The sequence below is a fragment of the Ureibacillus suwonensis genome (assembly GCF_042655065.1).
GTDB lineage: Bacteria > Bacillota > Bacilli > Bacillales_A > Planococcaceae > Ureibacillus > Ureibacillus suwonensis.
This window is the reverse complement of record NZ_JBHSNQ010000028.1, coordinates 19,989-45,171: the sequence shown is the minus strand read 5'-3', so window position 1 is coordinate 45,171 and position 25,183 is coordinate 19,989. Positions and strand designations below refer to the sequence as shown.

Genomic DNA, 25,183 nt, shown 5'->3' with positions numbered 1-25,183 from the left:
GGAGGCAACCAGATGGTTGCCTACTAACTGTAAATTTTTGGTTCGATAACTTTATGACATTGGGCTCGAGCCTCCTCGGAGCTCAATCCTTCGCTCCTGCGGGGTCTCGAGAGGGCTCGTCGCAGGAGTCGCCCCGTCACTCCAATCAATTTTTTACAAAAATTCTTTTTGCAGCTCGTTCACTTTATTAGTTATGTCCCAGCCTCTTTTCAAACAAACTCCTATTGAACATGCCCATGCAATCCCTATTACTGCGGCACTACAGCTCTCCAGCGGGATAAATCCGCGCCATCCGCATCCACCAGTTCCGCCGGGAAGATGAATGACCATGGCTTCGTTGTGCGGGGTTGCACCGTCAAAGGCGGTTCAAATTTGAATGTTCCTTTGGCCACCCGCTTACCGTTTGCATCGATGATTTCCAATGGCAATTGCTCAAAATTGATGGCCCGGTCGCTTCCGTTCCGGATAAAGAGGGAAACCGTAAGACTCCGGTCATCCCGGAATTTCGCCTGGAAGCCCGTGAAATTCACTTCATTTTGTTTCAATTCAGGCAATTGGCTGACGATTTTTTCAAGATATTCCTGCTGCTCCGCGGACAGTTGGCTTTTCCAGGAATCATCCAAATCCAATGTGTGTTTTTTCAATGTATTCAAATTAAAAGCGAGTTTCCATCCTTCGCCAGGAAGTTCATCCGCCTGGATATGTTCCTTCTCGAACGTAAACACCCAAGGCCGGCAGCTTTCAGGAGGAATGGTCCCCAATTCTTTGAAATCAAACATTTTGGAAGCTATTGGATGATTGTCTTTATCCAATAAAATCAGCCCGACTTCCCCTAATTCAATCTCTTGGGGAAGGGATGAACGGAAGAAGGCGCGCACATACCAATTCCCTGTATTTTTATCCGCATCGATATCGATGGCGGCAAGGGATAATTGGTTTGGACGGAGCGGCGCCAATTGGTTCGCCAGGAAGCTGAACACATATTTCTGTTCTTGCGGCACGATCCAGTTTGGATGCAAGGAAAGTTTCGTTTTGACCAATTTTGTTTCGGTTGATGTTTCCGCATCTTCTATTAAATTGCTTGAGTCGATTGCACTGTCGGATTTCACTTTATCGTTTTTCTTAAAGAAATCAAATAGCCCCATTCTCTGTTTCCTCCTCGTTCCGGCGAATTTTAATAAATGCTGCCAATTCTGATACGATTTGACGGCGAAGTTCTTGGAAGTTTTTGCCGAATAATTTCAATCCTTCCCGTTGATAGATCCGCATCGGGTCTTCGCCTTGATAGCTGCGCAAGCCGATTCCTTCTTTTAAATAGGTCATTTGCGCCAAGTGGTTGATCCACATCCGATCGATGTAGTTCAGCATCACTTGTTGGGAAGTGGCAATGACACTTTCATCGTTTTCGAAGGATTGGATGAATTCCTTCAATTGTAAGTGACTCGGTTCGACTTGGTCAAATATTTGTTTTGTTTTTGTGACGGAGCGGTCCAAGACGATTTTTTCCGGGAAGATGGAATTCAAAGTGTTTTCGATTTCATCCCAATTCCATTCTTCATGGCCAAGCCCTTCGTCCGCATTTTCACGGATGGCAAAGTCGATGGCATCCGCAAGCAGTTTTTGAATGATGTCGATAATGTCTTCCTGATGGAGCACTTTGTTACGCAATGTATACATAATTTTCCGCTGGTCATTGATGACATCATCCAGCTGCAAGTTGTATTGGCGCATGGAGAATTGCGCACCTTCGACGATGCGTTGCGTGCGGTCGATCAATTCCTGCACATCTTTGTTGAGCACCAGCTTTTTCTCGTCCACCGTCATTTTCTTTTTGAATTTTTCCACATCCTCTTTGGCGAAGCGGCGGAACATATCGTCTTCCAATGAAATGATGAAGCGGGTTTCCCCAGGGTCCCCTTGTCGACCGGAGCGGCCACGAAGCTGATTGTCGATTCGGCGGCTTTCATGTTTTTCCGTTCCGATAACATAAAGTCCTCCAAGTTCATGGACGCCTTCGCCCAATTTGATGTCCGTACCGCGTCCTGCCATGTTGGTGGCAACGGTGATTCTTCCTTTTTGTCCCGCTTGGGAAATCAATTCCACTTCCTGCTCGACGGTCTTCGCGTTGAGCAATTGGTAATCCAATCCGTATTTATCCAAATATTTCGCCACTTCTTCCGATTGCAGAATGGAAGTGGTTCCGATCAAAATCGGTTGTCCTTTTTCATGGCGGCGTTTTGCTTCCTGGGCTACGAATTCATATTTGGCATCCCGCGTTTCAAACACCATGTCCGGCTGGTCGATACGGATGACCGGCCGGTTGGTAGGCACTTGGACAACCCGCATGTTGTACACTTCCTGGAATTCTTTTTCCTGGGTTTTGGCCGTACCGGTCATCCCGGAAAGAATCGGATACATGCGGAAGTAGTTCTGGATGGTGATTTGGGCTTGGGCTTTGTTTTCATCTGTAATCGTTACCCCTTCTTTTGCCTCGATGGCCTGGTGCAATCCATCAGACAAGGAACGCCCTTCCAGGATACGCCCGGTGAACATGTCCACCAGCTCGATTTTATCGTCCTTCACGATGTAGTCGACGTCGCGCTCAAACATCACGTGGGCGCGCACCGCCTGGATGACATAGTGGTACAATACTTGGTGATCCAAATCATACAAGTTGTCGACGCCGAACGCTTCTTCCACTTTATCGATGCCTTGATCGGTGAGGGAAGTCGCTTTTGTTTCTTCATCGTATTCGTAGTCTTCATCTTTTTTGAACGTTTTCGCAAGCATGGCGGCGATGCGGTGCAATTCTTCCTGGGAAGGGGTTTTTCCGGCGATGATGAGCGGTGTTTTCGCTTCGTCGATGAGAACGGAGTCCACTTCGTCAATGATGGCAAAATGATATGGGCGTTGCACTTTATCTTCCAATTTATAGGCCATGTTGTCGCGCAAATAGTCGAAGCCGAATTCCGTACCGACACCGTATGTGATATCCGCGTTGTAGGCTTTTTTCTTTTGCTCCAAATCCATCATTGGCAGGTTCAGGCCGACCGTCAATCCCAAAAATTGATGAATTTGTCCAATTAATTCGAAGTCCCGTTTTGCCAGGTAATCGTTGACGGTGATCACGTGTACCCCTTTTCCTTCGAGGGCTCTCACATAGGATGGCAGGGAAGCGACCAATGTTTTCCCTTCGCCGGTTGCCATTTCCGCAATGTTTCCTTCCGTCAAAACAAGACCACCAATTAATTGAACGTCAAAATGGCGCATGTCAAGAACGCGTTTGGAAGCTTCCCTTACGACCGCAAAGGCGTCAGGGATGATGTTTGTTAGCGGTTCGCCCTTCGCCAGGCGTTCTTTGAATTGAACGGTCATATGTTTAAGCTCATCGTCGGACATGGATGAGTATGTATGTTCCAATTGATTGATTTTATCCACTATTTTATAGTAATGTTTTAATTCCCGTTTACTCGTTCTTTCCTTGTTTTTGAAAATAGAGAACATTTTTTTACGCTCCTTCTAAAGGTCTAATATAGACACCCATGTTATTCTATCAAACTTTTGGGGGTATGACTACTTTAATCCCGGGGAAAATAAAGGATGAAAAGGGCTTTTGGAAATTAGTATCTTCGATGCAACGCCATTTGATTCTTCATTTGAAATTTATTGGATTTTTAATTACATTTTATAGTAAAGACTAGGTTTTCTTTTATAATCGTGCTATAATAGCATAGGTTTATATGATGGTACGTATCATTTTTTGAGGAGGATAGACATGGTTTACGTGTCTTTGGTAGTGGCGCTTGTTGCGTCCGTAGTACTGACTCCTATCGTTAGACGATTAGCGTTTCGCATAGGTGCAGTGGACGCACCGAATTATCGGAAAGTGCATCAGAAAATCATGCCACGTTTAGGTGGTTTAGCTATATTTATATCGTTTTTAATGGGACTGGCAATCCTGAGACCTGCCAGCCCTCCCTTTGAAAGTTCATTGATGCCTTTATCCCTTGTGTTGGGGGCAACGGTGATTGTGATTACGGGCATTTTGGATGACAAGTACGAGATCAGCGCGAAGGCGAAAATGTTGGGACAATTCATCGCCGCTTCGATTGTGGTGTTTTTGGGCGGTGTGCAAATCGATTTCATCAACTTGCCTTTCGATAATGGAATTTTGAATTTTGGATTTTTGAGTATTCCATTGACGCTGTTGTGGATTGTCGGAATCACGAATGCGGTAAACTTGATCGACGGTTTGGATGGACTGGCAGCGGGTGTGTCAACGATCGCGTTGATCACGCTTGCAACGATGGCCTTCATCATGGGCAACGGTTTCGTACTTGCCGTTGCTGCAATATTAGCATGTAGTACGATTGGATTTTTATTCTTTAACTTTCATCCTGCAAAAATTTTCATGGGAGATACAGGAGCCCTGTTTTTAGGGTTTATGATTGCGGTACTTTCTTTGTTGGGTTTCAAAAACTTGACGTTGGTATCATTCATCATCCCGGTTATTTTGTTGGGGGTTCCGATTTCAGATACATTCTTTGCCATCGTGCGTCGCGTACGCAATAAGCAAAAATGGTCCGATCCGGATAAATCCCACTTGCACCATTGTTTGATGAAAATGGGCTTCTCCCATCGTCAAACGGTGTTGATTATTTATGGAATTGCCGCAATGTTCGGTGTGGCGGCCATCATCTTCTCCATGGCGAAACTTTGGGGGGCCATTTTATTGATTACCGTGATTTTGGTTGCCCTCGAATTGTTCGTGGAAGTGATCGGGTTGGCGGGCAAAAACTACAGACCGCTGATTAATTTAGTGAAGATGTTCAGCAAGTAATTGGATAGCGTTTTTGAAATGGACGGGTTATATGACCGCTGCTTCGTGGGAAGTGGCGGTTTTTTAGTGTGGAAATGAATGTGAGGGACTCATCCGGCAAGTGGAATCTGCATTGGGGCAAAAGAGAGTTTTTTCTGTGCAAGAGTTGAAGTTATCCGCGCGTGAGGAGTAGTCATTCGCGCAAAGTGGTCGTATCCGAGCAAGAGGAGTGATTATCCGAGCAAGTAGTGGTCGTATCCGGGCAAGAGGAGTGATCGTCCGAGCAAGAGTAGTGCGTATCCGAGTAAGCAGTGGTCGTATCCGAGCAAGAGGAGTGATTATCCGAGCAAGTAGTGGTCGTATCCGGGCAAGAGGAGTGATTATCCGAGCAAGTAGTGGTCGTATCCGGGCAAGAGGAGTGATCGTCCGAGCAAGAGTAGTGCGTATCCGAGTAAGCAGTGGTCGTATCCGAGCAAGAGGAGTGCTTATCCGAGCAAGCAGTGGTCGTATCCGGGCAAGAGGAGTGATTATCCGAGCAAGCAGTGGTCGTATCCGAGCAAGAGGAGAGGTTATCCGAGCAAGAGAAGTAGTTATCCGAGCAAGAGAAGTAGTTATCCGGGCAAGAGGAGTGATTATCCGAGCAAGCAGTGGTCGTATCCGAGCAAGAGAAGGAATTATCCGAGCAAGAGTAGTGCTTATCCGAGTAAGCAGTGGTCGTATCCGAGCAAGAGGAGTGATTATCCGAGCAAGTAGTGGTCGTATCCGGGCAAGAGGAGTGATCGTCCGAGCAAGAGTAGTGCGTATCCGTGCAAGAAGGAGTACCATCCAAGCAAAAAGAGGAATCATTCGAGCAAGAGGGAGAGTCATCCACGCAGGAAGAGGAATCATCCGCACGAAAAGAAGTATCATCCGCACCAAAGAAGCCACCATCTGCACGAAAAGATGCCTCATCCGAACCAAAGAAGCCGCCATCTGCACAAAAAGAAGTCTCATCCGCACTAAAGAAGCCACCATCTGCACGAAAAGAAGTCTCATCCGCACCAAAGAAGCCGCCATCCGCACGAAAAGAAGTCTCATCCGCACTAAAGAAGCCACCATCCGCACTAAAGAAGCCACCATCCGCACGAAAAGAAGTCTCATCCGCACTAAAGAAGCCACCATCCGCACGAAAAGAAGTCTCATCCGCACTAAAGAAGCCACCATCCGCACGAAAAGAAGTCTCATCCGCACTAAAAGAAGTCTCATCCGCACGAAAAGAAGTCTCATCCGCACTAAAAGAAGTCTCATCCGCACTAAAGAAGCCACCATCCGCACCAAAGAAGCCGCCATCCGCACGAAAAGAAGTCTCATCCGCACTAAAGAAGCCACCATCCGCACGAAAAGAAGTCTCATCCGCACTAAAGAAGCCACCATCCGCACTAAAAGAAGTCTCATCCGCACTAAAGAAGCCACCATCTGCACGAAAAGAAGTCTCATCCGCACTAAAGAAGCCACCATCTGCACGAAAAGAAGTCTCATCCGCACTAAAGAAGCTGCCATCTGCACAAAAAGATGCCTCATCCGCACTAAAGAAGCCACCATCCGCACGAAAAGAAGTCTCATCCGCACTAAAGAAGCCACCATCCGCACGAAAAGAAGTCTCATCCGCACCAAAGAAGCCGCCATCCGCACGAAAAGAAGTCTCATCCGCACTAAAGAAGCCACCATCCGCACTAAAGAAGCCACCATCCGCACTAAAAGAAGCCTCATCCGCACTAAAGAAGCCACCATCCGCACGAAAAGAAGTCTCATCCGCACTAAAAGAAGTCTCATCCGCACTAAAGAAGCCACCATCTGCACGAAAAGAAGTATCATCCGCACTAAAGAAGCCACCATCCGCACGAAAAGAAGTCTCATCCGCACCAAACAAAACCTTGTCTACACTAAACGAAACACCATCCGCACCAAACGAATCCCCATGCACACTCAATGAAGCATCAACACCACCATATCCGCCCCCAATCCCCAGCGCCATCAAAATATCCATTTTTTTCAATGAATAGCTTTGAAAGTGCCCGTTCAAACTGGAAAATGAAAAAACTACTCCCCTTTCCAAAAATAAAAAAATACACTCTCAAGCAACATTGAGAGTGTATTTTGCTGATGGCCACTTTTTATTTTATCTCATGGTGAAGCAGATCATTCTGCCAATTTATCCGATAAGCCAGTCCATTTTTGATGAATCGAAACACTTCATTTACCGATTAAAACTGGATGAATAGGAAAATGAATCGGAATCGACTTGCTCTTCATCCCCGCTGCTGATTTCTGAGATGCTTGATTTCGATTTGCTTGGGATGAGGCCCAAATGACTTTTCAAAATTTGTGTTGTTTCTTCCAAAGATTCTTCATCCAACATGTAATAGTAAATTCCCGTTGACATGTCGCCTTGTCCTTGCAAGGTGAGTGTATCGATTTGTGGCATGCCGCCGGAGAAATAGGTCAAGAAAGATTTCATTTCATCAAAGGTCAAGTTGGTTTTCATGTTGTCACCGATCGCCAGGATGACATCATCATATTTTGAGATAGAGGATAAAGAAAGTGCTTTATTGGCAATGGCTTTCAAAATATCCTGCTGGCGTTCGCCGCGGGCAATATCCGTATCGTGTTTGCGGGTACGGGCAAGAGCCAACGCTTCACGGCCATCCAAATGGTGGTATCCTGGTTCCAAATAGATGGAATATTTGTCATTTTCGTCTTTTTCGTAGAAGGCATATGGAATATTCACATCCAGATCAATACCGCCGAGTGCATCCACCACATCAATGAATGCGTTGAAGTTCATTCGTACATAATAATCGACCGGAATGTCAAACAGTTCTTCCACCGTTTCGATTGTTGCCGCAGTGCCGCCAAAAGCATGGGCATGGGTGATTTTATCCTCATAGCCCACTTCCGGGATGTATACATATGAATCCCGTGGGATGCTGACCAATTTCACCGTTTTTTCCTCACGATTCAACGTCATCAACATCAATGCGTCGGAACGGGAATGATCGGAACCTTGCGCGCGCACCTCACTGTCATCGACGCCGATGAACAGGATCGATATGTTGTCGCTCAATGCTTCCGCTTTTGCGTCCCTTTTCGGGGAGGACTGTCTATCCTCAATCTCTTCGTATGATTTATTCGCCGCATATTCCGCTTTCTTCGTCAAATAAATTCCATAAGCAGTTGCGCAAATCAGGAATGAAGCCGCCAAAATTGCAAATACTTTAAGTACCAAAGAAAATTTTGTCGGCCGTTTCTTTCTTTTTTCCGTTCTTTTCATAAAAACTCTCCTCTATCGTACGTAGGAATGTTGGTTTTGTTAGGCTTATTATGGCTTCAAAAATAAGAATCATCACAGGGAAATCTTATGCGAAAAGCAAAATCATTCAATCCTTTAAATTATACTACTTTGTCGAATATCAGTAAATTACAAAAAAATGACAAAGTGTTTTTTACATAAAAATACATATTTTTTGTGAAATCGCACATAAACGGATCAGGAAACCACTTTTTCAATGAAAATTTTGTCGATGCATGCAATTTTTGCTTGCCCGTTTGTCAATTCCGTCATCCATTCCGTAAAGGCCTGTTCATCATCTTTCAATACATGGATGATCATATCCACATTCTCAGCATATTGTATGTCGGCTAACGTATATTTTGAATTGCGGACTTCATTCTCCACTTTGCCAAGCCAAGTGTAATCGATTGTCACTTTCATGACGTGATGCAGTCTTCTTTCCACCACTTGGGCGGCGGCAATCCCTTCCGATGTGGCTTTTCCGTATGCACGGACGAGGCCGCCTGCGCCAAGCTTGATGCCCCCAAAGTACCGTGTCACCACAACCACCGTATCTTGAAGGCCCTGTTTTTTCAGCACTTCCAACATAGGGACGCCGGCTGTTCCGCTAGGTTCCCCATCATCATTCGCTTTCTGAATTTGATTATGCTCGCCGATCAAGTAACATGAGCAATTGTGTGTTGCATTATAATGAAGTTTCTTTATTTTATTGATAAAATTAATGGCTTCCTCTTCCGTTTCAGCCCGATTCACATACGCGATAAAGCGGGATTTGGAAATGACAATTTCCTTTTCACCAAATCCTTTGACAGTTTTATAGTCCTTTCGCATTACAAATACTCCTTTATTTTCCAAAAAAACAATGTGCATGTAATAGAATTTTTTCTTAAATCTTCTTTGTAAAATGGTATAATAATGTTAAAATAATATACTCATTTAACTATTAAAACTGACTTATATAGTTTTATTATATTACACCAATTGGGTTGGGGACAAATTATGTATTTAGATGAAAAAAACAAAATTGACTTCCAATCAATTGATTTTATTTTTAATCGAATGATTGAGAACATCACCAATTCGAAAAATGATATTTTCGTCATTTGCGAACAAAGTCGCAGAACTTACGAAGAAATGAAAATTGAATTGGAACTGATCAAACAAAAATTGAAAGTCGTCATCGCGAAAAGTGATACTTTGGCCAGACAAACACAAATGGCCAAGCAACGGCTGGTGGAAGTCAGCAAGAATTTCGGCAAATATTCGGAAGAGCAAATCAGGGAGGCCTATGAATTGGCCCATGATTTGCAAATGCAGTTATCCCTGTCCGAAGCGGAAGAGAAAAGCTTGCGGGAAAAACGGGATGATCTTGAACGCCGGTTAAAAGCCCTGTACGATACGATCCAACGGGCGGATCATATTGTAAATCAAGTGAATGTCGTGTTAAATTATTTAACATCCGATCTGAAAAATGTAGGCGCCGCTTTGGAAGAAGCGAAAATCAAACATGATTTCGGCATCAAAATCATTGCGGCCCAAGAGGAAGAAAGAAAAAAATTGTCCCGGGAAATCCATGACGGCCCTGCCCAAATGATGGCGAACGTGTTGATGCGGGCGGATTTGATCGAACGAATCTATCGGGATAAAGGGATAGAAGAGGCGATGAAGGAAATTTCCGAGCTCAAAGCAACCGTTCGGGAAGCGTTGTCTGAAGTCAGAAGGATCATTTACGATTTGCGCCCGATGGCTTTGGATGATTTGGGAATTGTACCGACATTGAAAAAATATTTATCTACCATAATGGATTATAATAAAGGTGTGGACGTACATTTCCAGTCTTATAACAGCGAAATCCGTTTGCCGTCCAATTATGAAGTCGCCATATTCAGATTGGTGCAAGAATGTGTGAATAACGCTGTGAAGCATGGAAGCCCTACAGAAATTTGGGTGAAGCTTGAATGGAATAAAAAACACCTAAACGTGATTGTGAAAGATAACGGCCGTGGTTTCGACATTGACGAGAAAAGGGAACATTCCTTTGGCATTATCGGCATGAGAGAGAGAGTAGAAATTTTGGACGGTTCGATGGAAATTAAAACAAAAATTGGCAGTGGTACGATTGTAATATTTAAGATACCATATCCAAATAACTAACCGAATTTAAAACAGTCAAACGGTTGAGGGGGAATGCTTTGTGACAAAAATCATCATTATCGACGATCATCAATTGTTCCGTGAAGGGGTCAAACGGATTCTGGAGTTTGAAGAGTCTTTTGAGGTTGTTGCTGAGGGGGATGACGGCAGCGATATCATCGGTTTATATAAAGAACATATGCCGGATGTAGTCTTGATGGACATCAATATGCCAGGAAAAAATGGTGTGGAAGCGACTGCGGATTTGATTAAAGAATTCCCGGATGCAAAAGTTATCATGCTTTCCATTCACGATGATGAATCTTACGTTACACATGCATTAAAATCCGGTGCATTGGGCTATATGCTGAAAGAAATGGATGCGGATGAAATTGTGGAAGCCATCAAAGTGGTGGCCAATGGAGGTTCCTACTTGCATCCGAAAGTGACGAAAAACTTGGTGGCTGAATTCCGCCGCTTAAGCGAACATGAAAATAAAGGCAGCTTCCATCAAACAGAAGTGCGCCGTCCATTCCACTTGCTTACGAAACGTGAATGCGAAGTGTTGCAATTGTTGACGGATGGACAATCCAACCGCGCAATCGGCGAAACATTGTTCATCTCTGAGAAAACAGTGAAAAACCATGTTTCCAGCATTCTGCAAAAAATGAATGTAAACGACCGTACCCAAGCGGTGGTTACAGCAATCAAAAACGGCTGGGTGGAAGTAAGATAATTTGGTTTATGTAGGGTTGAAGATGGGATACTTGGCAGCAGGTTGCCGGGAGGAAGTAAGACATTCTACATAAGGTATGTTCAGGATCCAATTGACGATGAAACATCGTTGATTGGATTTTTTTATGCGGTGATTGATCCCGAAAAGGAGAGGCGCCCGATATCAACGTTCGACTGATTCGTCCGTTAGCATACCGTTTGAAGATTGATCCCGAAAAGGAGAAGCGCCCGAACATAAAGATATTTTTGTTGCACATTTTTTGCAACTAAATCGGAAGTGGTTTCGTCTTATGAACTGCGATTTCGACAAAAGCAGCCAGCAAGAGGCTGATCAGGATAGAAGATTGGGCAAATTGGTTAACTTCGGCATCCATGATGCGCAAGTTCCCGGACCAAAAATCAATGCTGATAGAAATGGCAGTTGCACTTATGCTACAATATTGCGCGGGGAGGTAAGAGTAATGAAGAACTGGCTAATCTTAACAGTTGCAGCACTATTCCTGCTAACTGCTTGTAGTAATACAAATTCAAAAGAGACACCGGAAGAAACTTCATCCGAAGAAAATACGAAAGTGCAGTCAGAAGATTCAGTCGGCTTTGAAATGATTGGCGATAAATTTGTGGAAGCCGAGAATGTTCCGGCAGATGAAAAAGTGAAAATTCTCGCTGCCTTTGATGAATATATCCATTCATTTAATGCGAAAGACATCGATCGCTACGGAAACGTTCTTTCCAAACATGCAACCGGTTTTGATTATGATGAAGAAATCGAAATGGTGAAAGCAACGTTTAAAAATCATGATGTGAAGTTGGTCGAATCGGATGCGACAATCATTAAATATAGTGAAAATGAAGCACAGGTGGCGGCCAATATCGACTATCATGTGAAAGAAAATGGCACCGATGCGACACTGAATCGAACAGTGAGACAAGTGACCATCTTCGTGAAAGAAAATGACGGCTGGAAAATCACCCGGATTGTGGGCATGGAGAAATTGGATCAGTAATGGTGGATCAGGAATCATTCAATCAGTTGATTGGATGATTTTTTATTTTGGACAGGTTTGGGGGAGGGGAGGAGATCCTGGGTGAGAGGGAGTGCATCTGGGGAAGGGGAGAGATATCTGAGCGAGAGGAATGCTTATCCGCGCAAGCATGGGTTGCATCCGGGTAGGGAGGGGATGTCCTGGGTGAGAGGGAGTGCATCTGGTTAAGAGGAAGGGGAGGGAGTATCTGAGTGAGAGGAATGCTTATCCGCGCAAGTATGGGTTGCATCCAGGTAGGGAGGGGATGTCCTGGGTGAGAGGAATTGCATCTGGGCAAGGGGAGGGGGGAGATCCTAGGGGAGAGGAATGCTTATCCGCGCAAGCATGGGTTGCATCCGGGTAAGGGAGGGGATGTCCTGGGTGAGAGGGAGTGAATCCGGGTAAGAGGGGGGAGTTAGGGATGCTATCCGAGCAAGAGGAGGAGTTATCCGAGCAAGAGAAGGAGTTATCCGAGCAAGAGGGAGTGCTATCAGAGAAAGAGGGAGTGCTATCAGAGAAAGAGGGAGTGCTATCCGCGCAAGAGGGAGTGCTATCCGAGCAAGAGGAGGAGTTATCCGAGCAAGCAGAGAGCGTATCCGAGCAAGAGGGAGTGTTATCCGAGCAAGAGGGGATGTTATCCGAGCGAGAGGGAGTGCTATCAGAGAAAGAGGGAGTGCTATCAGAGAAAGAGGGAGTGCTATCCGAGCAAGATGAGGGCTTATCCGAGCAAGAGGAGGAGCTATCCGAGCAAGCAGGGGCCGCATCTGAGCTGGAGTAGGAATCATCCGCACCAACCGAGGCCGTATCCACACTAAATGAAGTAGTATCCGCACCAAACGAGGCCCTATCTGCACCAAATGAAGTATCAACCGCACCAAACGAAGCCGTATCCACACAAAATAAAGCCGTATCCGCACCAACGAGGCCTATCTGCACCAAATGGAGTATCAACCGCACCAACCGAGGCCGTATCCACACAAAATGAAGTAGTATCCGCACCAACCGAGGCCCTATCTGCACCAAATGAAGTATCAACCGCACCAAACGAAGCCGTATCCACACAAAATGAAGCCGTATCCGCACCAACCGAGGCCCTATCTGCACCAAATGAAGTAGCAATCGCACCAAACGAGGCCGTATCCACACTAAATGAAGGAGTATCCGCACCAACCGAGGCCCTATCTGCACCAAATGAAGTAGCAATCGCACCAACCGAGGCCGTATCCACACTAAATGAAGGAGTATCCGCACCAACCGAGGCCGTATCCACACTAAATGAAGGAGTATCCGCACCAACCGAGGCCGTATCCACACTAAATGAAGGAGTATCCGCACCAAACGAGGCCCTATCTGCACCAAATGAAGTATCAACCGCACCAAACGAAGCCGTATCCACACTAAATAAAGCACCATCCGCACCAAGCCCACCCCAAATAAGGAGGTATCCCCACTGAATAAAGCAGCACCAAACCAAAAAGCACCCCCCCACCCCAAAGCACAACCTGCCACACAAATAAAAAAAGAGCGAATCATCACCATTCGCTCCAATCAAAAAGTGTGCGCAAAGCAGAGAAGCTCCGCGCCACCATCCACCTTATAACTTCGATTTATTTTTTTCCACATACTTGAACAGTTCCTGATCGGACCATTGCAATTTGTTTTGCAGCGCAATGAAAAATGCTGCCAGAATGAGCGGGCCTTCCGAATTCATTTCAAACTGCATTCCTTGGGAAGAGAGATCTTCCAACTTGTCCAAAAGATGTTCCTGTTCATCCCGATACAGTTGTTCCGCCTCTTCCACGATGCATTCCACAAACCGGAGCAATTGCCGGGACGCCAATTCTTTTCCGACACCTTCATTGATATGAAGATACGCGCATTCAAAAATCAGGGAAATTTCCTGCTCCGAAAGAAAATCAATGGAACCGAAAACCGCTTTCACTTCTTCCTCCAAATCGCCAATCAACGGAAATTCCCTCTTTCTTCGTGAAAGCGCCTTCACAATGCTTGAATAATACCAATGCTGCTCCCGCTTTCCCCGATTGAACCGTTGCCAAATGGCATCCCCCATCACATCCAAATCCTTATGAATCGTCTGCAAATTATGGAGTTTATCAGCCACAATGACTTGCAGTTCTTCCAAAGAAGCGTCTTTTATATGCTCAATTGTGTGCTGCTTTCTCACTTCCCAAGGCAAGCTTTTGTCCTGCTCGGAGGCTGATTGCACGAGAATTGCGATGCGGAGTCCGAATTCATCTTTCAATTCCTCAAATGTCGTATCTGTATCTTCCAGCGTATCATGCAAGATTCCGGCAGCAATCACTTCTTCGGAACAGTTCGCCCGCTGCAGCAACATCCCCACTGCAAAAGGGTGTGTTATGTATGGGATATCCGTCCCTTTCCGCACTTGATTTCTATGTACTTTCGCAGCAAATACAATCGCTTTGTCTACAATGTTCATTTTCACCCTCCTGTCAGTTTTAAGAATATACCAAAATTCGCTCCAATACAATTTGAGTGGTGAAATTCGGCCGTGAAAAAATTCCTAGTGGAAACCTTTTCCACTATTCACAGAAAATTTATAGGATTATCGAGAATGAAATAATCAATTCACAGAAAATTTTTTCGTATTAACAAGTAAGACATCTTTTTGTATGATAGGTTCATAGGAGAGTGGAAATATGAGCATTGCAGTCGTAACAGATAGTACTGCCTAATTATCGCCCGAAGAACGTAAGCGACACAATATTTACATGATTCCATTAAGTGTCACGCTGGAAGATGGCGTTTATGAAGAGGAAGTCGAAATCCAGGCAAAGGAATTTTACGATAAAGTTCGGAATGCCAAAGTGTTTCCAAAAACTTCTCAGCCGTCCATCGGCAAATTTGTCGAGTTGTTTGAAACGCTGGCAAAAGAGTATGAGTATGATGAAATCATTTGCATCCATTTATCCAGTGGAATCAGCGGGACATATCAAAGCGCGATGCAAGCCGGAAACATGGTGGAAGGCATCAAAGTGCACGTCTTTGACAGTGAGATTTCCTGTTCGCCGCAAGGATACTATGCTTTGCAGGCGGCAAAAATGGCGGGCCAAGGAAAATCGTCCGTGGAAATTATGGAAACTTTGGAAGCCTTGAAACGCCGGATGCGCGCTTACTTTATTGTGGATGATTTGTCCCACTTGCAACGGGGAGGAAGGCTTTCATCCGCGGCGGCCATCGTGGGCGGATTATTGCAAATCAAGCCGATTCTTCATTTTGAAAATAAAGTCATCGTTCCTTTTGAAAAAATCCGCACGAAGAAAAAGGCAATGAACCGCGTGGAGGAGCTGCTTGCACAGGATGCGGCCCAATATGATCGCATTTATGCCATGTTGATTCATGCCAATCGTGAGGAAGAAGCGCGGGATTGGATGGCGAAATTGCAGGAAAAGTTTCCAAACGTGGAATTTGCATTGAGTTATTTTGGCCCGGTAATCGGCACCCACTTGGGAGAAGGATCTTTAGGATTGGGATGGGTGCCGGAAATCAGTGAATAAAAGAAATACATGCAGCCTCTACTTGCCATAGTAGGGGCTTTTTTATTTGCTTAAGACAAATCCAGGAAAGGAGAATGCCATGAAATACATCTTAAAAAACAGTCAAGCCAAACGGTACAAAGGAATCATCGTGGAACCGGAAATCCGGGATTTCTTCATCGGGAAAATTTGGTCGAGAGAAAATCCCCCTTTTCCAAGAACGAAAATGGAACAATATATCAAGAAAAACTTTTTTAAAATAACACCTGCTATATCAATAAAACATTCCTCTTCCATATTCGCCAATAAGAAATATGTTTGCAATCGATGCCACAATGACAACCGGCATGAATTTGTGGAATTTGACTGTGCCCGATGCGGAAAAATTTGCGTTTATTGCAGACATTGCATCAACATGGGGAGGATGTGCAGCTGTACGGATCTCCTAAGTTGGAATGGGCCTGTCGGGAAATTAAATCGGCGCCACATTTTCGACTGGAGCGGCACTTTTACCGAATTGCAGCGGCAAGCTTCGGAAGAATTGTTGGAAAGTCTCAACCGGCAGAGGAATCACCTCGTCCATGCGGTTTGTGGCGCCGGGAAGACGGAGATCTTGTTTCCGGCCGTTTTTCATTGCTTGCGGAAAGGATGCAGAGTTTGTATTGCAACCCCAAGAACCGATGTTGTATTGGAATTATTTCCACGTTTTCAAAAGGTTTTCCCAAATACTATTATCCATGCTTATTATGGAGATGCCCCCAAACAAACGGGATTTGCGCAGCTGGTCATTGCAACGACCCACCAACTGTACCGTTTCGAGAAGGCGTTTGATGTTGTCATTGTGGATGAAGCGGATGCGTTTCCGTACACCTTCGATCTTTCTTTGCAAAAAGCCGTTTGGAAGGCGCGGAAGGAAGGGGCTCCCGTTGCGCTCGTCACTGCCACGCCGTCTGTCGGGATTTTGTCCAAAGTAAAAAAAGAGAATTGGGGTTATTCGTTCATCCCGAAAAGGTATCATGGCCACCCGCTCCCGGTGCCGCGTTTTGAGCCCCTTTGGTTTTATGAAAGGCAAATGATGAAAGGAAGAATCCCGAAAAAATTGGCTCAATGGACAAAAAAGCGGCTTGAGCGCGGGGAACCGTTTTTCATTTTCTTCCCGACGATTCAGCTAATGCAGAAGGCGGCACCTTCCTTTCAACATATTCACCCTGGCATTGTAAGCGTCCATGCAAATGATCCGGAGAGGAAAGAGAAAGTAATGCAACTGCGGAAGGAAGAAGTTCCCGGATTATTGACGACGACGATTTTGGAGAGGGGCGTGACAATCAAAAATGTGCAAGTGGCGGTCGTTGGGGCGGAGTCAAAGATATTCACTTCCAGCGCTTTGGTCCAAATCAGCGGCCGCGTCGGAAGGAATGCGGAATTTCCTGATGGGGAAATCGTCTTTTTCCATCATGGAATCTCCGCAGAAATGGACGCGGCCAGAAACGAAATCCTTCGATTGAACAGGGAAGCGTTCGGCGTTACGGAATGAATGGCACCGCTCCACTCAATCAGGATGGAATCAGGAAGGGCAATTAAAAATATGGAAGGGAGTTTAGAGGCAAAACCGCCTTCACCTGAAAAGAAATTCAGTCGAAAGGAGGATCCAATGAACCGTTCCGAGATAGAAAATTGCCTTCTTTGCAACTCTCCGTTAAACACCCAAATGGACTGGAAAGGGCTTTTCTTCAACCGGTTCCCAAAAACCATCTGCCATGAATGCGAAGAAAAATTTGTACGGTATAATCATGACAAAGATAAAGAAGTATTTTCATTATATGAATATAATAAACCGATGCAAGATTATTTGCATCGATATAAGTTCATGCATGATGTGCTGCTGGCCAAAGTATTCGCGGAACCGATCCATCAGTGCCTGAAAAACAGGAAAGAAATGATTGTGCCGATTCCAATGCATCCCCAAAAATTAAAGGACCGCACTTTTGCCCATGTGGATGAATTGCTGAAGCAGGCACAAATCCCTTTCGTCCACGTCCTTGAGAAAACCACGATGGAAACGCAAGGGGGAAAAACGCGGGAGGAGCGGATGAACACGCCCCAGATTTTCCGGTTAAAAGAGAATGCCCAAATCAAAGACAGGGACATTCTCCTGGTTGACGACATTTATACGACCGGAACGACCATCCGCCATGCCAAACGGGCGCTTATGGAGGGAGGGGCCAAATCGGTAAAAGCCTTTACGTTAATCAGGGTAAGCGGTTTCCATGACCAAACAATTGACCGGTCCAGCCCCGCAAATCAAAAAATCACATCGTCGCAAGTCCCGAAAAATATTAAAAAATGGTGAACAATATTTACAAATTTAGTTACTAAATAATAGTATGAATTTAACGAAATATGACAATTTTCATTGTTGGTGTATAATGAAAACAAGGAAATCCGGCTTATACGAAGCTCATTGGAATCCGTGTTTTTGAAAGCCGTTACATGAAGAAATTCTGCTTGAGAGGGGGACCGGTCATGGGAGAAATCCGAAATTGTCCGAGTTGCGGTGAATTTTTCAACTATGTGGGAATACGGGATGTTTGCTATAAGTGCGCCCAAAAGGAAGAGGAAATGTATCAAATCGTTTACCGTTTTTTGAGAAAACGGGAAAACCGCGCTGCGACAGTGGACCGAATTGTGGAAGCCACTGGTGTCGACCGGGAATTGTTGTATAAATGGGTCCGCAAAGGCCGCCTTCATCCCGCTGTTTTTCCGAACTTGGGCTACCCTTGCGACAACTGCGGACGATTAACGACGCAAGGGAAACTTTGTGAACGTTGTACGGAAGAATTAAAAACCGACTTGCGCACGTATGAAGCCGCGAAGGAATTCAGGGAAAATGTTCAGAAAAATGAACGCGCTACATATTTGGCGGATAAAGGGAAACATGCCAAAGAGAATTAATGGGTCAAAAGTTGCTCACATCACCATTATTGGTATACTGATAATGGTGCAATATGTGAGTTTTTTATTTTTTTATTTAACATTTTCGTGAACAAACCGAAATAAGAATTAGACAGGTTATGAAGGGGGCTAACTTGTGAAAATTAATCCAATCAATACGAATTCGGTAAATCCTTATACCAAACAGATTCGGAATATGAATGCTCCAAAAACAAAATCAACGAATATGGATAAAATCGAAATTTCGGATGCGGCGAAAGAATTGCAAGTGGTGTCCGACTACAGCACGGAACGCGCGGAAAAGGTCCAGCGCTTGAAACAGCAGATCCAGCTTGGCCAATATAAAGTGGATCCCCACAAAGTCGCGGAAGATATGTTGAAATTTTACCGTTTGAAATAAAAGGAAAGTTGTACGGAGCTTCATTCATGAAAACGAATTTATTCAAAGGAGTCCAAAACCATGTCAGTTCAACCGATCATAACAATATTGGAAAAGCTTGAAAAAATGCATAAAAGTTTGCTCGAACATGCATACAGAAAGACGGAGCTTGTGAAAAACAATGACATGGATGAACTGGATCAAATGTTGAAAATCGAGCAATCCCACGTCGCGGCGATCGAACAGTTGGAAGCGCAACGGCAGCAAAATGTCATGGAATATTTTCAGGAAAAAGGCATCGAAATGTCTAGTGTTCCAACGATTGCGGAGTTATTGGAAGCGGTGGAAGACGAAGAAGAGCGGCAAAAGTTAGCGGATGTTCGCAATCGATTATTGAAACTAGTTGAAAATTTAAAAATTCAAAATGATTTGAATCAGCAGCTGATTTTCAATTCGCTGCAGCTTGTGAACATCACGCTGAATATGTTGCGCCCTCAGCCTGAAGAAATTAACTATTCTGAGAAAACGGTGCGCGGTGGAAATGCTCCCCGTCATTCGCTGTTTGATTCGCAGGCGTAAGTGTCGGATTTGTTGAAACGCTAATGATTTGGTGATTCACGCTTTGCGGCGGGGCGCAACTTCTACAGTCCGCCGCAAGCTTTTATACATAGATTTGCAAAATTGGATGCAGGTGCATAAAGCTTCACCTGGGTTGAAAGAACATCATCCAATGGTATCACGAAATGTTTTCCCCCCTTTTTAAAAATTGATTGCGGAAGGGGACCTGAATTCCCTTCCTCCCATTTTTTCATACATAATTTTAGTAAGGAGGAGACCCTTATGCGCTCCACATTCATGGGACTGGAAGCAAGCAAACGAGGTTTGTTCACGCAACAGACAGCTTTATATACAACAGGCCATAACATTGCGAATGCCAATACGGAAGGGTATTCGAGACAAAGAATCATCATGTCGCCAACTTTGGGTTATCCCGGTGCAGGCTTAAATGCCCCGATGACACCCGGCTATATCGGAACAGGGGTAAAAGCGGAATCAGTACAGCGGGTCCGGGATGAATTCATCGACCGCCAGTACCGCCAAGAAACGAACAAACTCGGTTATTGGGAAACGAAAGCCAGCGCGATTTCACAAATGGAAGATGTTATGTCGGAGCCCTCTGAATATGGTTTGGATGAAGCATTCCGCCTGTTTTGGAGCGCCCTTCAAGACGTCAGCGCCAACCCGGACGATACAGCGGCCAGAAAAGTGGTCGTGCAACGGGCGATCCATTTGGCGGATTCCTTCAACTATATTGATACGCAACTGAAACAGATTCAAGGAAACCTGGGCAACGAAATCAAAGTTTCCGTTGAACAAATCAACTCCATCTTGGAACAAATCGCAAACATCAATAAAGAAATCCAAGCCGTTGAACCAAATGGCTATGTGCCGAACGATTTGTATGACAAACGGGATTTGTTGGTGGATCAATTAAGCGGGTATTTGCCGGTTTCCATCGAACGAGTGCCATCAGGCGGAAATGCGTCGAAAGTGGCGGAAGGAAGCTACACCATCAAGTTGAATGTCAAAGATAATAGTGGCAGCTATTCGGAAATTGTTTTGGTTGAGGGTGGAAACTATGCCACTCTGCGGGCACTTGATACAAGCGGAAAGCTTGTAGACGGGGACGAAGATACGGATCCTGCCAATCCCCAATTGGCATATCTGCCGTTCCATCAATTAGAGATCAGCATGGGCAACAAAACTCAAACGATAGGACAAGAAAATTTCCAAGAGTTCAAAGGAAAATTGCTGTCGCTGATCGATTCCTATGGGTATAGCACAGATGGCACCAACAACTCCATCAAAGGCTATTTCCCGGAAATGCTCCAAAGTTTGGATAAATTGGCGAGCGCTTTTGTACAAGCTTTCAATAAAGTCCATGAAGCAGGGTATACGTTGGGGAAAAGTGACGATCCGGACACATCTGTGAATAGAATTTCATTTTTTGATCCAGCCGGACTTACTGCGGGCACGATCAAAGTGAACGACGCGCTTGTAAAAGATCCGAACCTGGTGGCTGCATCCAGCGTTCAAGGGGAAGAAGGAAACGGCAAATGGGCGCTGATTCTGGCAAATCTGCAATCCATGCCGATCAATAATAAAGAATCCATCGGCAAGATCAAGGATAAAGACGGAAACGAAACAACGGTGGAATTGCCTGATAATCTGGGATTGGACGGCGCAACTTTCCAATCCTATTACCAAGGCCTCATCGGACAACTTGGGGTAGACGGGCAAAAGGCGAACTTGCTCAAAACGAACACTGAAACGATCCGTCTGACTGTTGAAAACAACCGTGCTTCGATGAGTTCAGTTTCCCTTGATGAAGAAATGACGGATATGATCCGTTTCCAGCAGGCTTACAGTGCAAATGCCCGGATGATCACGGTGATTGATGAATTGTTGGACAAAGTCATCAACGGCATGGGAAGAGCAGGATTATAACGGTTTAATGTTCTTCAACGAATGAAGAAAGGAGAAAGAACATGCGTGTAACTCAATCAATGTTATCGAATAATATGCTTCGAAATTTGAGCAACAGTTATTCCAAAATCGGGAAATATCAGGAACAAATCACGACCGGCAGAAAATTCACACGCCCGTCGGATGATCCTGTTTCTACGGTAAAAGGCATGGCTTTCCGCACAGATTTGAATAAAGCGGAACAATTCACCCGCAATATCCAGACGGTCAACAACTGGCTGGATACGACCGATGACGCCCTTGACCAAGCGGGTACCGCCCTGCACCGCATAAAAGAATTGTTGGTTCAAGCGGCGAATGATACAAACACATCAAGCGACCGGACAAAAATAAAAGAAGAAATCGAACAGATAAAACTGCAATTAAGAGACATAGCGAATACGAAAGTCGGAAATAAATACATATTCTCAGGAACAAAAACATTGGCACCCGTTTTTGACGAAAGTGACATGACGGGCCATATCAACGAAGAGATTGTCCAAATCGAGGTTTTTGACGGGATTAAACTGGATGTGAATATACCGGGAAAAACATTGTTTGGGAATATTGATAATTTTATGAGCAACCTTTCAAACCTTCTGAATGACGATACAAAAACCGGGGAAGATATTTCGGAGATGTTGGGTGATTTGGACCAGCTGTATGAAGAAGTTTTGGCGGCACGTGCGGATATCGGCGCCCGTCAAAACCGGGTGGAATTGATGACAAATCGTCTGGCATTGCATGAAACGAATGTGACAAAACAGCTTTCAGAAAATGAGGATGTCGATTATGCGAAAGCCATCACGGAAATGATCACAGCGGAATCCATTCACCAAGCCGCTCTGTCAGTCGGTGCAAAAATCATTCAGCAAACATTGGTAGATTTTATTCGATAATTAAACCACTTTATAAAAAGAAAAATCGATCAGCGTTTGGACGACCCGGTTCAAACGCTTTTCTTGAAATGCAGGTGATTTTATGAGGTTCCCCGAAATTCATATCCGCACATACGATATCATCATGGATTGGAACATTCAAGATCCGGTCCAAACGATCCGCCAACCGAGAGCGGATCAGCATATCGAGCAGCCGGCTGCAATTCTGGAAATCAACTCCACTCGCGCCCAATTGCATCTCGATACAACACAGGCCCGCCGTGATCTTGGTTTGGTGGGGCCATTAGAGTCCATTGACAATTATGCGAAAGAAGGAAAAAAAGCGGTTCTGGAAGGGATGGCAAGACGGGCAAAGGAAGGGCGCCAAATCATGGAGAATGCCGGAAAGGGCATGGGGCGTCAAATCATTCAAAACATTGCCAAAGAAAAATTTGGTCCGAAGCCATTGCAATTTAACTTGAAATTCGTGCCTTCCATCGGCTCGGTAAAAGTTGATTATATCCCTGGCGAAACGGAAATAAATATTACACCGCAGAAACCGAAGATTGATGTGCAGATGAATAAACCGATCCATGAATATACACCTGGAAAAATTACAGGTGAAGTACTACAATATCCTAAAGTGGAAATTGATGTAATTTTATAGATAGGAGATAGCTCAATGCAAATTCAAACAAAATTTTTAGGAGAAGTGGAAATCGAAGAAAAAGAAATTATTACATTAACAAGTGGCCTATTAGGATTAGAAGAATATACGAAATATGTACTCCTCCCATTAGAAAAAGATAGCCCATTGGCTTTTTTCCAATCCGTCGAAGAGTCACAAATTGGATTTGTCGTTGCCTATCCATTTGCTTTTAAAAAAGACTATGCATTTGATATTGGAGAAGATGATAAAGAGGAATTGCAAGTTGAAAAAGCAGAAGATCTCATTGCCTATTCCATTGTGACATTAAAAGAACCTTTTGAAACGTCAACATTGAATTTACTTGCCCCAATCGTAATCAATAGCGTAAAAAAATGCGGAAAACAAATTGTGTTGCAAGACAACGAAGCCTTTCCGCTGCGCTTCCCGATTGCTGAGCTAAAAGGAAGTGTAAAATAATGTTGGTCCTTTCAAGAAAACTCAATGAATCTATCATCATCGGCGAAAATATAGAAGTTAAAGTGCTCTCCATTGAAGGAGATCAAGTAAAATTGGGAATCGTGGCGCCAAAAAATATCAAAGTCCACCGCAGGGAAGTATATGAATCTATCCAAGAACAAAATAAAGCGGCATTAAATATTGATGCGAATTTAATTCAAAAATTAACAAAAAAGCGTTAAAAGAATTTAGGTTAAAAAATATGAGAGGAATTTTAAAAAATAAATAGAAAAAAGATGAAAAAAACATATTAAACTTTTTTTCTTTCTTACGATATATAAAGTGTAAGGCTTAAGAAGAAAGTTCTTGAGCCAATCCACATGGATGTGGAAAATCAAAATTTCAAGGAGGATTTCATAATGAGAATTCAACACAATATTTCAGCGTTAAACACACACCGTAACCTATCTTTCAACAACTCTCAAGCTGCGAAAAACCTTGAGAAATTATCTTCCGGTTACAAAATCAACCGTGCTGGCGATGATGCAGCAGGCTTGGCGATTTCCGAAAAAATGCGCGGACAAATCCGTGGTCTTGACATGGCATCTAAAAACTCTCAAGACGCAATTTCATTAATTCAAACAGCTGAAGGTGCTCTTAACGAAACTCACGCTATTTTACAACGTATGCGTGAACTAGCAGTACAATCTGCAAACGACACAAACGTTTCACAAGACCGTGAAGCATTACAACAAGAAATTGAGCAATTAACTAAAGAAATTGACCGAATTGCAGATACAACAGAGTTCAACACGCAAAAATTATTAAACGGTGGATTCAAAGGTACGTTCCAAATTGGTGCAAACGAAGGACAAAACATTAAACTAAATATCAATCAAATGGGAGCTGCAGCATTAGGTTTGACTGCTACATCTACTATTCAAGAAAATGTAACAGCAGCAAACAAACTACAAGATGGAACTTATAAAGTTTCAGGCACATATGTATATGATACTAATGGTAACCAAGTAGCAAAAGTTAGTGGTCAGAACATTTTTATAAATGGTCAAGCTAGCTATTCTTTCACAAATGTAAAAGGTTCTGTTTCTGCCGGTTCAATTATAACTGTTACTGATGGTGAAGCAACTTTAAAAGCTAAATTGTCTGGAGAAGCTAAAAAATTAGCTGCAGGTACTTATGAAATAGTAGGTAATAAAGTATACAAAGATAAAACAGAAGTTGGTTCTGTAACTGGAGGTACAGCAACAATTACAATTGGTTCTGAAACAGTAACAGTAAATGCATCAGGTTTAGGTTTGAGTGGTACACTAAGTGATAGCGGAGTTAAAGAATTTAAAATTAATGGCGTAGAAGTTTCTACTCGTGAACAAGCAGCTGCTACGATTTCAACTATTGATGAAGCGATTAAGCTTGTTTCAAATCAACGTTCTGCACTTGGTGCGGTTCAAAACCGTTTAGAACATACAATTAACAACTTAGGTACTGCTTCTGAAAACTTGACTGCAGCTGAATCTCGTATCCGTGATACAGATATGGCGAAAGAAATGATGGAATTCACTAAAAATAATATTTTAATGCAAGCTGCCCAATCTATGCTTGCTCAAGCAAATCAACAGCCACAAGGTGTACTTCAATTATTACAATAATTGATATACAAAAAAGTTACAAAAAGAGGCTGGGACAAAACCCGCCTCTAAACAAAAAATCGTAGACACTTTAAATGGTCTACGGTTTTTTTGTAGAAATGAAAACCCCCTGCTA

At 44.0% G+C, this 25,183-nt stretch carries 23 protein-coding genes and 1 pseudogene; 18 read left to right on the top strand and 6 right to left on the bottom strand.

Annotated elements, in window-relative coordinates; genetic code table 11:
• Positions 1-248 precede the first annotated feature (248 nt).
• Positions 249-1,145, bottom strand: a complete 897-nt coding sequence (locus ACFPOH_RS02175; RefSeq protein WP_342581003.1) for an accessory Sec system S-layer assembly protein — start codon at positions 1,143-1,145, stop codon at positions 249-251.
• The gene (gene secA2 / locus ACFPOH_RS02170; protein WP_390308752.1) at positions 1,132-3,504 is read right to left on the bottom strand and encodes an accessory Sec system translocase SecA2; all 2,373 of its coding nucleotides are present in this window, start codon (positions 3,502-3,504) and stop codon (positions 1,132-1,134) included. The genes ACFPOH_RS02175 and secA2 overlap by 14 nt, the downstream gene beginning before the upstream one ends.
• 271 nt (positions 3,505-3,775) lie before the next feature.
• Between secA2 and ACFPOH_RS02165 the strand changes: the two genes are divergently transcribed.
• Positions 3,776-4,840 carry a glycosyltransferase family 4 protein gene (locus tag ACFPOH_RS02165; RefSeq protein ID WP_342581005.1) on the top strand — a complete coding sequence of 355 codons (1,065 nt, stop codon included), beginning with the start codon at positions 3,776-3,778 and terminating at the stop codon, positions 4,838-4,840.
• Between the two features lie 208 nt (positions 4,841-5,048).
• Complete coding sequence (locus tag ACFPOH_RS02160) at positions 5,049-6,791, top strand: DUF4097 family beta strand repeat-containing protein (protein WP_390308751.1); 1,743 nt, start codon at positions 5,049-5,051, stop codon at positions 6,789-6,791.
• 264 nt (positions 6,792-7,055) lie between these two features.
• On the opposite strand, the gene ACFPOH_RS02155 is transcribed toward ACFPOH_RS02160, so the two are convergent.
• Together ACFPOH_RS02155 and ACFPOH_RS02150 are read right to left on the bottom strand one after the other, a co-directional pair.
• A complete protein-coding gene (locus ACFPOH_RS02155) occupies positions 7,056-8,129 on the bottom strand; it encodes an LCP family protein (RefSeq protein WP_390308750.1) in 1,074 nt (357 codons plus the stop codon).
• Positions 8,130-8,345: 216 nt separating this feature from the next.
• Positions 8,346-8,981 (bottom strand): YigZ family protein, encoded by a 636-nt coding sequence (locus ACFPOH_RS02150; protein WP_390308749.1) that lies wholly within the window; start codon positions 8,979-8,981, stop codon positions 8,346-8,348.
• Positions 8,982-9,149: 168 nt separating this feature from the next.
• Between ACFPOH_RS02150 and ACFPOH_RS02145 the strand changes: the two genes are divergently transcribed.
• From ACFPOH_RS02145 to ACFPOH_RS02130, 4 genes are all read left to right on the top strand, one after another.
• Positions 9,150-10,304: a sensor histidine kinase gene (locus ACFPOH_RS02145; RefSeq protein ID WP_390308748.1), complete on the top strand. Its 1,155-nt coding sequence runs from the start codon at positions 9,150-9,152 to the stop codon at positions 10,302-10,304.
• A 40-nt stretch (positions 10,305-10,344) separates the two neighbouring features.
• Entirely contained in the window at positions 10,345-11,019 is a 675-nt protein-coding gene (locus ACFPOH_RS02140) for a response regulator transcription factor (RefSeq protein WP_342470174.1), read from the top strand.
• Between the two features lie 460 nt (positions 11,020-11,479).
• Positions 11,480-12,025, top strand: a complete 546-nt coding sequence (locus ACFPOH_RS02135) for a nuclear transport factor 2 family protein (protein ID WP_390308747.1) — start codon at positions 11,480-11,482, stop codon at positions 12,023-12,025.
• Between the two features lie 439 nt (positions 12,026-12,464).
• Complete coding sequence (locus tag ACFPOH_RS02130; RefSeq protein ID WP_390308746.1) at positions 12,465-12,821, top strand: hypothetical protein; 357 nt, start codon at positions 12,465-12,467, stop codon at positions 12,819-12,821.
• Positions 12,822-12,908: 87 nt separating this feature from the next.
• On the opposite strand, the gene ACFPOH_RS02125 is transcribed toward ACFPOH_RS02130, so the two are convergent.
• Entirely contained in the window at positions 12,909-13,532 is a 624-nt protein-coding gene (locus ACFPOH_RS02125; RefSeq protein ID WP_390308745.1) for a hypothetical protein, read from the bottom strand.
• A gap of 105 nt (positions 13,533-13,637) precedes the next feature.
• On the bottom strand, positions 13,638-14,504 hold the full coding sequence (locus tag ACFPOH_RS02120) for an HD domain-containing protein (RefSeq protein WP_390308744.1): 867 nt from the start codon (positions 14,502-14,504) through the stop codon (positions 13,638-13,640).
• 220 nt (positions 14,505-14,724) lie between these two features.
• On the opposite strand from ACFPOH_RS02120, the pseudogene ACFPOH_RS02115 reads away from it, so the two are divergent.
• The 12 genes and pseudogenes from ACFPOH_RS02115 (at position 14,725) to ACFPOH_RS02060 (ending at position 25,068) form a co-directional block, all read left to right on the top strand.
• Positions 14,725-15,582 (top strand): annotated as a pseudogene (locus ACFPOH_RS02115) (DegV family protein).
• 79 nt (positions 15,583-15,661) lie between these two features.
• A complete protein-coding gene (locus ACFPOH_RS02110) occupies positions 15,662-17,095 on the top strand; it encodes an ATP-dependent helicase ComFA (RefSeq protein WP_390308743.1) in 1,434 nt (477 codons plus the stop codon).
• Positions 17,096-17,212: 117 nt separating this feature from the next.
• On the top strand, positions 17,213-17,911 hold the full coding sequence (locus ACFPOH_RS02105; protein ID WP_342581014.1) for a ComF family protein: 699 nt from the start codon (positions 17,213-17,215) through the stop codon (positions 17,909-17,911).
• Positions 17,912-18,084: 173 nt separating this feature from the next.
• Positions 18,085-18,513 (top strand): TIGR03826 family flagellar region protein, encoded by a 429-nt coding sequence (locus ACFPOH_RS02100; RefSeq protein ID WP_342470166.1) that lies wholly within the window; start codon positions 18,085-18,087, stop codon positions 18,511-18,513.
• A gap of 136 nt (positions 18,514-18,649) precedes the next feature.
• Complete coding sequence (gene flgM, locus ACFPOH_RS02095; protein ID WP_342581015.1) at positions 18,650-18,913, top strand: flagellar biosynthesis anti-sigma factor FlgM; 264 nt, start codon at positions 18,650-18,652, stop codon at positions 18,911-18,913.
• Positions 18,914-18,973: 60 nt separating this feature from the next.
• Positions 18,974-19,471 carry a flagellar protein FlgN gene (locus ACFPOH_RS02090; RefSeq protein WP_390308742.1) on the top strand — a complete coding sequence of 166 codons (498 nt, stop codon included), beginning with the start codon at positions 18,974-18,976 and terminating at the stop codon, positions 19,469-19,471.
• Between the two features lie 261 nt (positions 19,472-19,732).
• A complete protein-coding gene (gene flgK / locus ACFPOH_RS02085; protein WP_390308741.1) occupies positions 19,733-21,400 on the top strand; it encodes a flagellar hook-associated protein FlgK in 1,668 nt (555 codons plus the stop codon).
• Between the two features lie 41 nt (positions 21,401-21,441).
• Positions 21,442-22,317, top strand: coding sequence for a flagellar hook-associated protein FlgL (flgL, locus tag ACFPOH_RS02080; protein WP_390308740.1), 876 nt, complete (start codon positions 21,442-21,444; stop codon positions 22,315-22,317).
• Between the two features lie 82 nt (positions 22,318-22,399).
• A complete protein-coding gene (locus tag ACFPOH_RS02075; protein ID WP_390308739.1) occupies positions 22,400-22,963 on the top strand; it encodes a DUF6470 family protein in 564 nt (187 codons plus the stop codon).
• A gap of 15 nt (positions 22,964-22,978) precedes the next feature.
• Positions 22,979-23,422 (top strand): flagellar assembly protein FliW, encoded by a 444-nt coding sequence (gene fliW, locus ACFPOH_RS02070; RefSeq protein ID WP_390308738.1) that lies wholly within the window; start codon positions 22,979-22,981, stop codon positions 23,420-23,422.
• Positions 23,422-23,643, top strand: coding sequence for a carbon storage regulator CsrA (gene csrA / locus ACFPOH_RS02065; RefSeq protein WP_208651731.1), 222 nt, complete (start codon positions 23,422-23,424; stop codon positions 23,641-23,643). Before fliW ends, csrA begins: the two co-directional genes overlap by 1 nt.
• 177 nt (positions 23,644-23,820) lie before the next feature.
• The gene (locus ACFPOH_RS02060) at positions 23,821-25,068 is read left to right on the top strand and encodes a flagellin N-terminal helical domain-containing protein (protein WP_390308737.1); all 1,248 of its coding nucleotides are present in this window, start codon (positions 23,821-23,823) and stop codon (positions 25,066-25,068) included.
• Positions 25,069-25,183: the final 115 nt, after the last annotated feature.

Bases quoted from the DNA above. Each gene is read 5' to 3' on its own strand.
- fliW (WP_390308738.1), top strand. From the start codon at position 22,979: ATGCAAATTCAAACAAAATTTTTAGGAGAAGTGGAAATCGAAGAAAAA.
- ACFPOH_RS02135 (WP_390308747.1), top strand. From the start codon at position 11,480: ATGAAGAACTGGCTAATCTTAACAGTTGCAGCACTATTCCTGCTAACT.
- ACFPOH_RS02175 (WP_342581003.1), bottom strand. From the start codon at position 1,145: ATGGGGCTATTTGATTTCTTTAAGAAAAACGATAAAGTGAAATCCGAC.
- ACFPOH_RS02120 (WP_390308744.1), bottom strand. From the start codon at position 14,504: ATGAACATTGTAGACAAAGCGATTGTATTTGCTGCGAAAGTACATAGA.
- ACFPOH_RS02110 (WP_390308743.1), top strand. From the start codon at position 15,662: ATGAAATACATCTTAAAAAACAGTCAAGCCAAACGGTACAAAGGAATC.
- ACFPOH_RS02100 (WP_342470166.1), top strand. From the start codon at position 18,085: ATGGGAGAAATCCGAAATTGTCCGAGTTGCGGTGAATTTTTCAACTAT.
- ACFPOH_RS02105 (WP_342581014.1), top strand. From the start codon at position 17,213: ATGAACCGTTCCGAGATAGAAAATTGCCTTCTTTGCAACTCTCCGTTA.
- flgK (WP_390308741.1), top strand. From the start codon at position 19,733: ATGCGCTCCACATTCATGGGACTGGAAGCAAGCAAACGAGGTTTGTTC.
- ACFPOH_RS02130 (WP_390308746.1), top strand. From the start codon at position 12,465: ATGCTATCCGAGCAAGAGGAGGAGTTATCCGAGCAAGAGAAGGAGTTA.
- ACFPOH_RS02060 (WP_390308737.1), top strand. From the start codon at position 23,821: ATGAGAATTCAACACAATATTTCAGCGTTAAACACACACCGTAACCTA.
- csrA (WP_208651731.1), top strand. From the start codon at position 23,422: ATGTTGGTCCTTTCAAGAAAACTCAATGAATCTATCATCATCGGCGAA.
- ACFPOH_RS02090 (WP_390308742.1), top strand. From the start codon at position 18,974: ATGTCAGTTCAACCGATCATAACAATATTGGAAAAGCTTGAAAAAATG.
- flgL (WP_390308740.1), top strand. From the start codon at position 21,442: ATGCGTGTAACTCAATCAATGTTATCGAATAATATGCTTCGAAATTTG.
- ACFPOH_RS02145 (WP_390308748.1), top strand. From the start codon at position 9,150: ATGTATTTAGATGAAAAAAACAAAATTGACTTCCAATCAATTGATTTT.
- ACFPOH_RS02150 (WP_390308749.1), bottom strand. From the start codon at position 8,981: ATGCGAAAGGACTATAAAACTGTCAAAGGATTTGGTGAAAAGGAAATT.
- secA2 (WP_390308752.1), bottom strand. From the start codon at position 3,504: ATGTTCTCTATTTTCAAAAACAAGGAAAGAACGAGTAAACGGGAATTA.
- ACFPOH_RS02165 (WP_342581005.1), top strand. From the start codon at position 3,776: ATGGTTTACGTGTCTTTGGTAGTGGCGCTTGTTGCGTCCGTAGTACTG.
- ACFPOH_RS02155 (WP_390308750.1), bottom strand. From the start codon at position 8,129: ATGAAAAGAACGGAAAAAAGAAAGAAACGGCCGACAAAATTTTCTTTG.
- ACFPOH_RS02075 (WP_390308739.1), top strand. From the start codon at position 22,400: ATGAGGTTCCCCGAAATTCATATCCGCACATACGATATCATCATGGAT.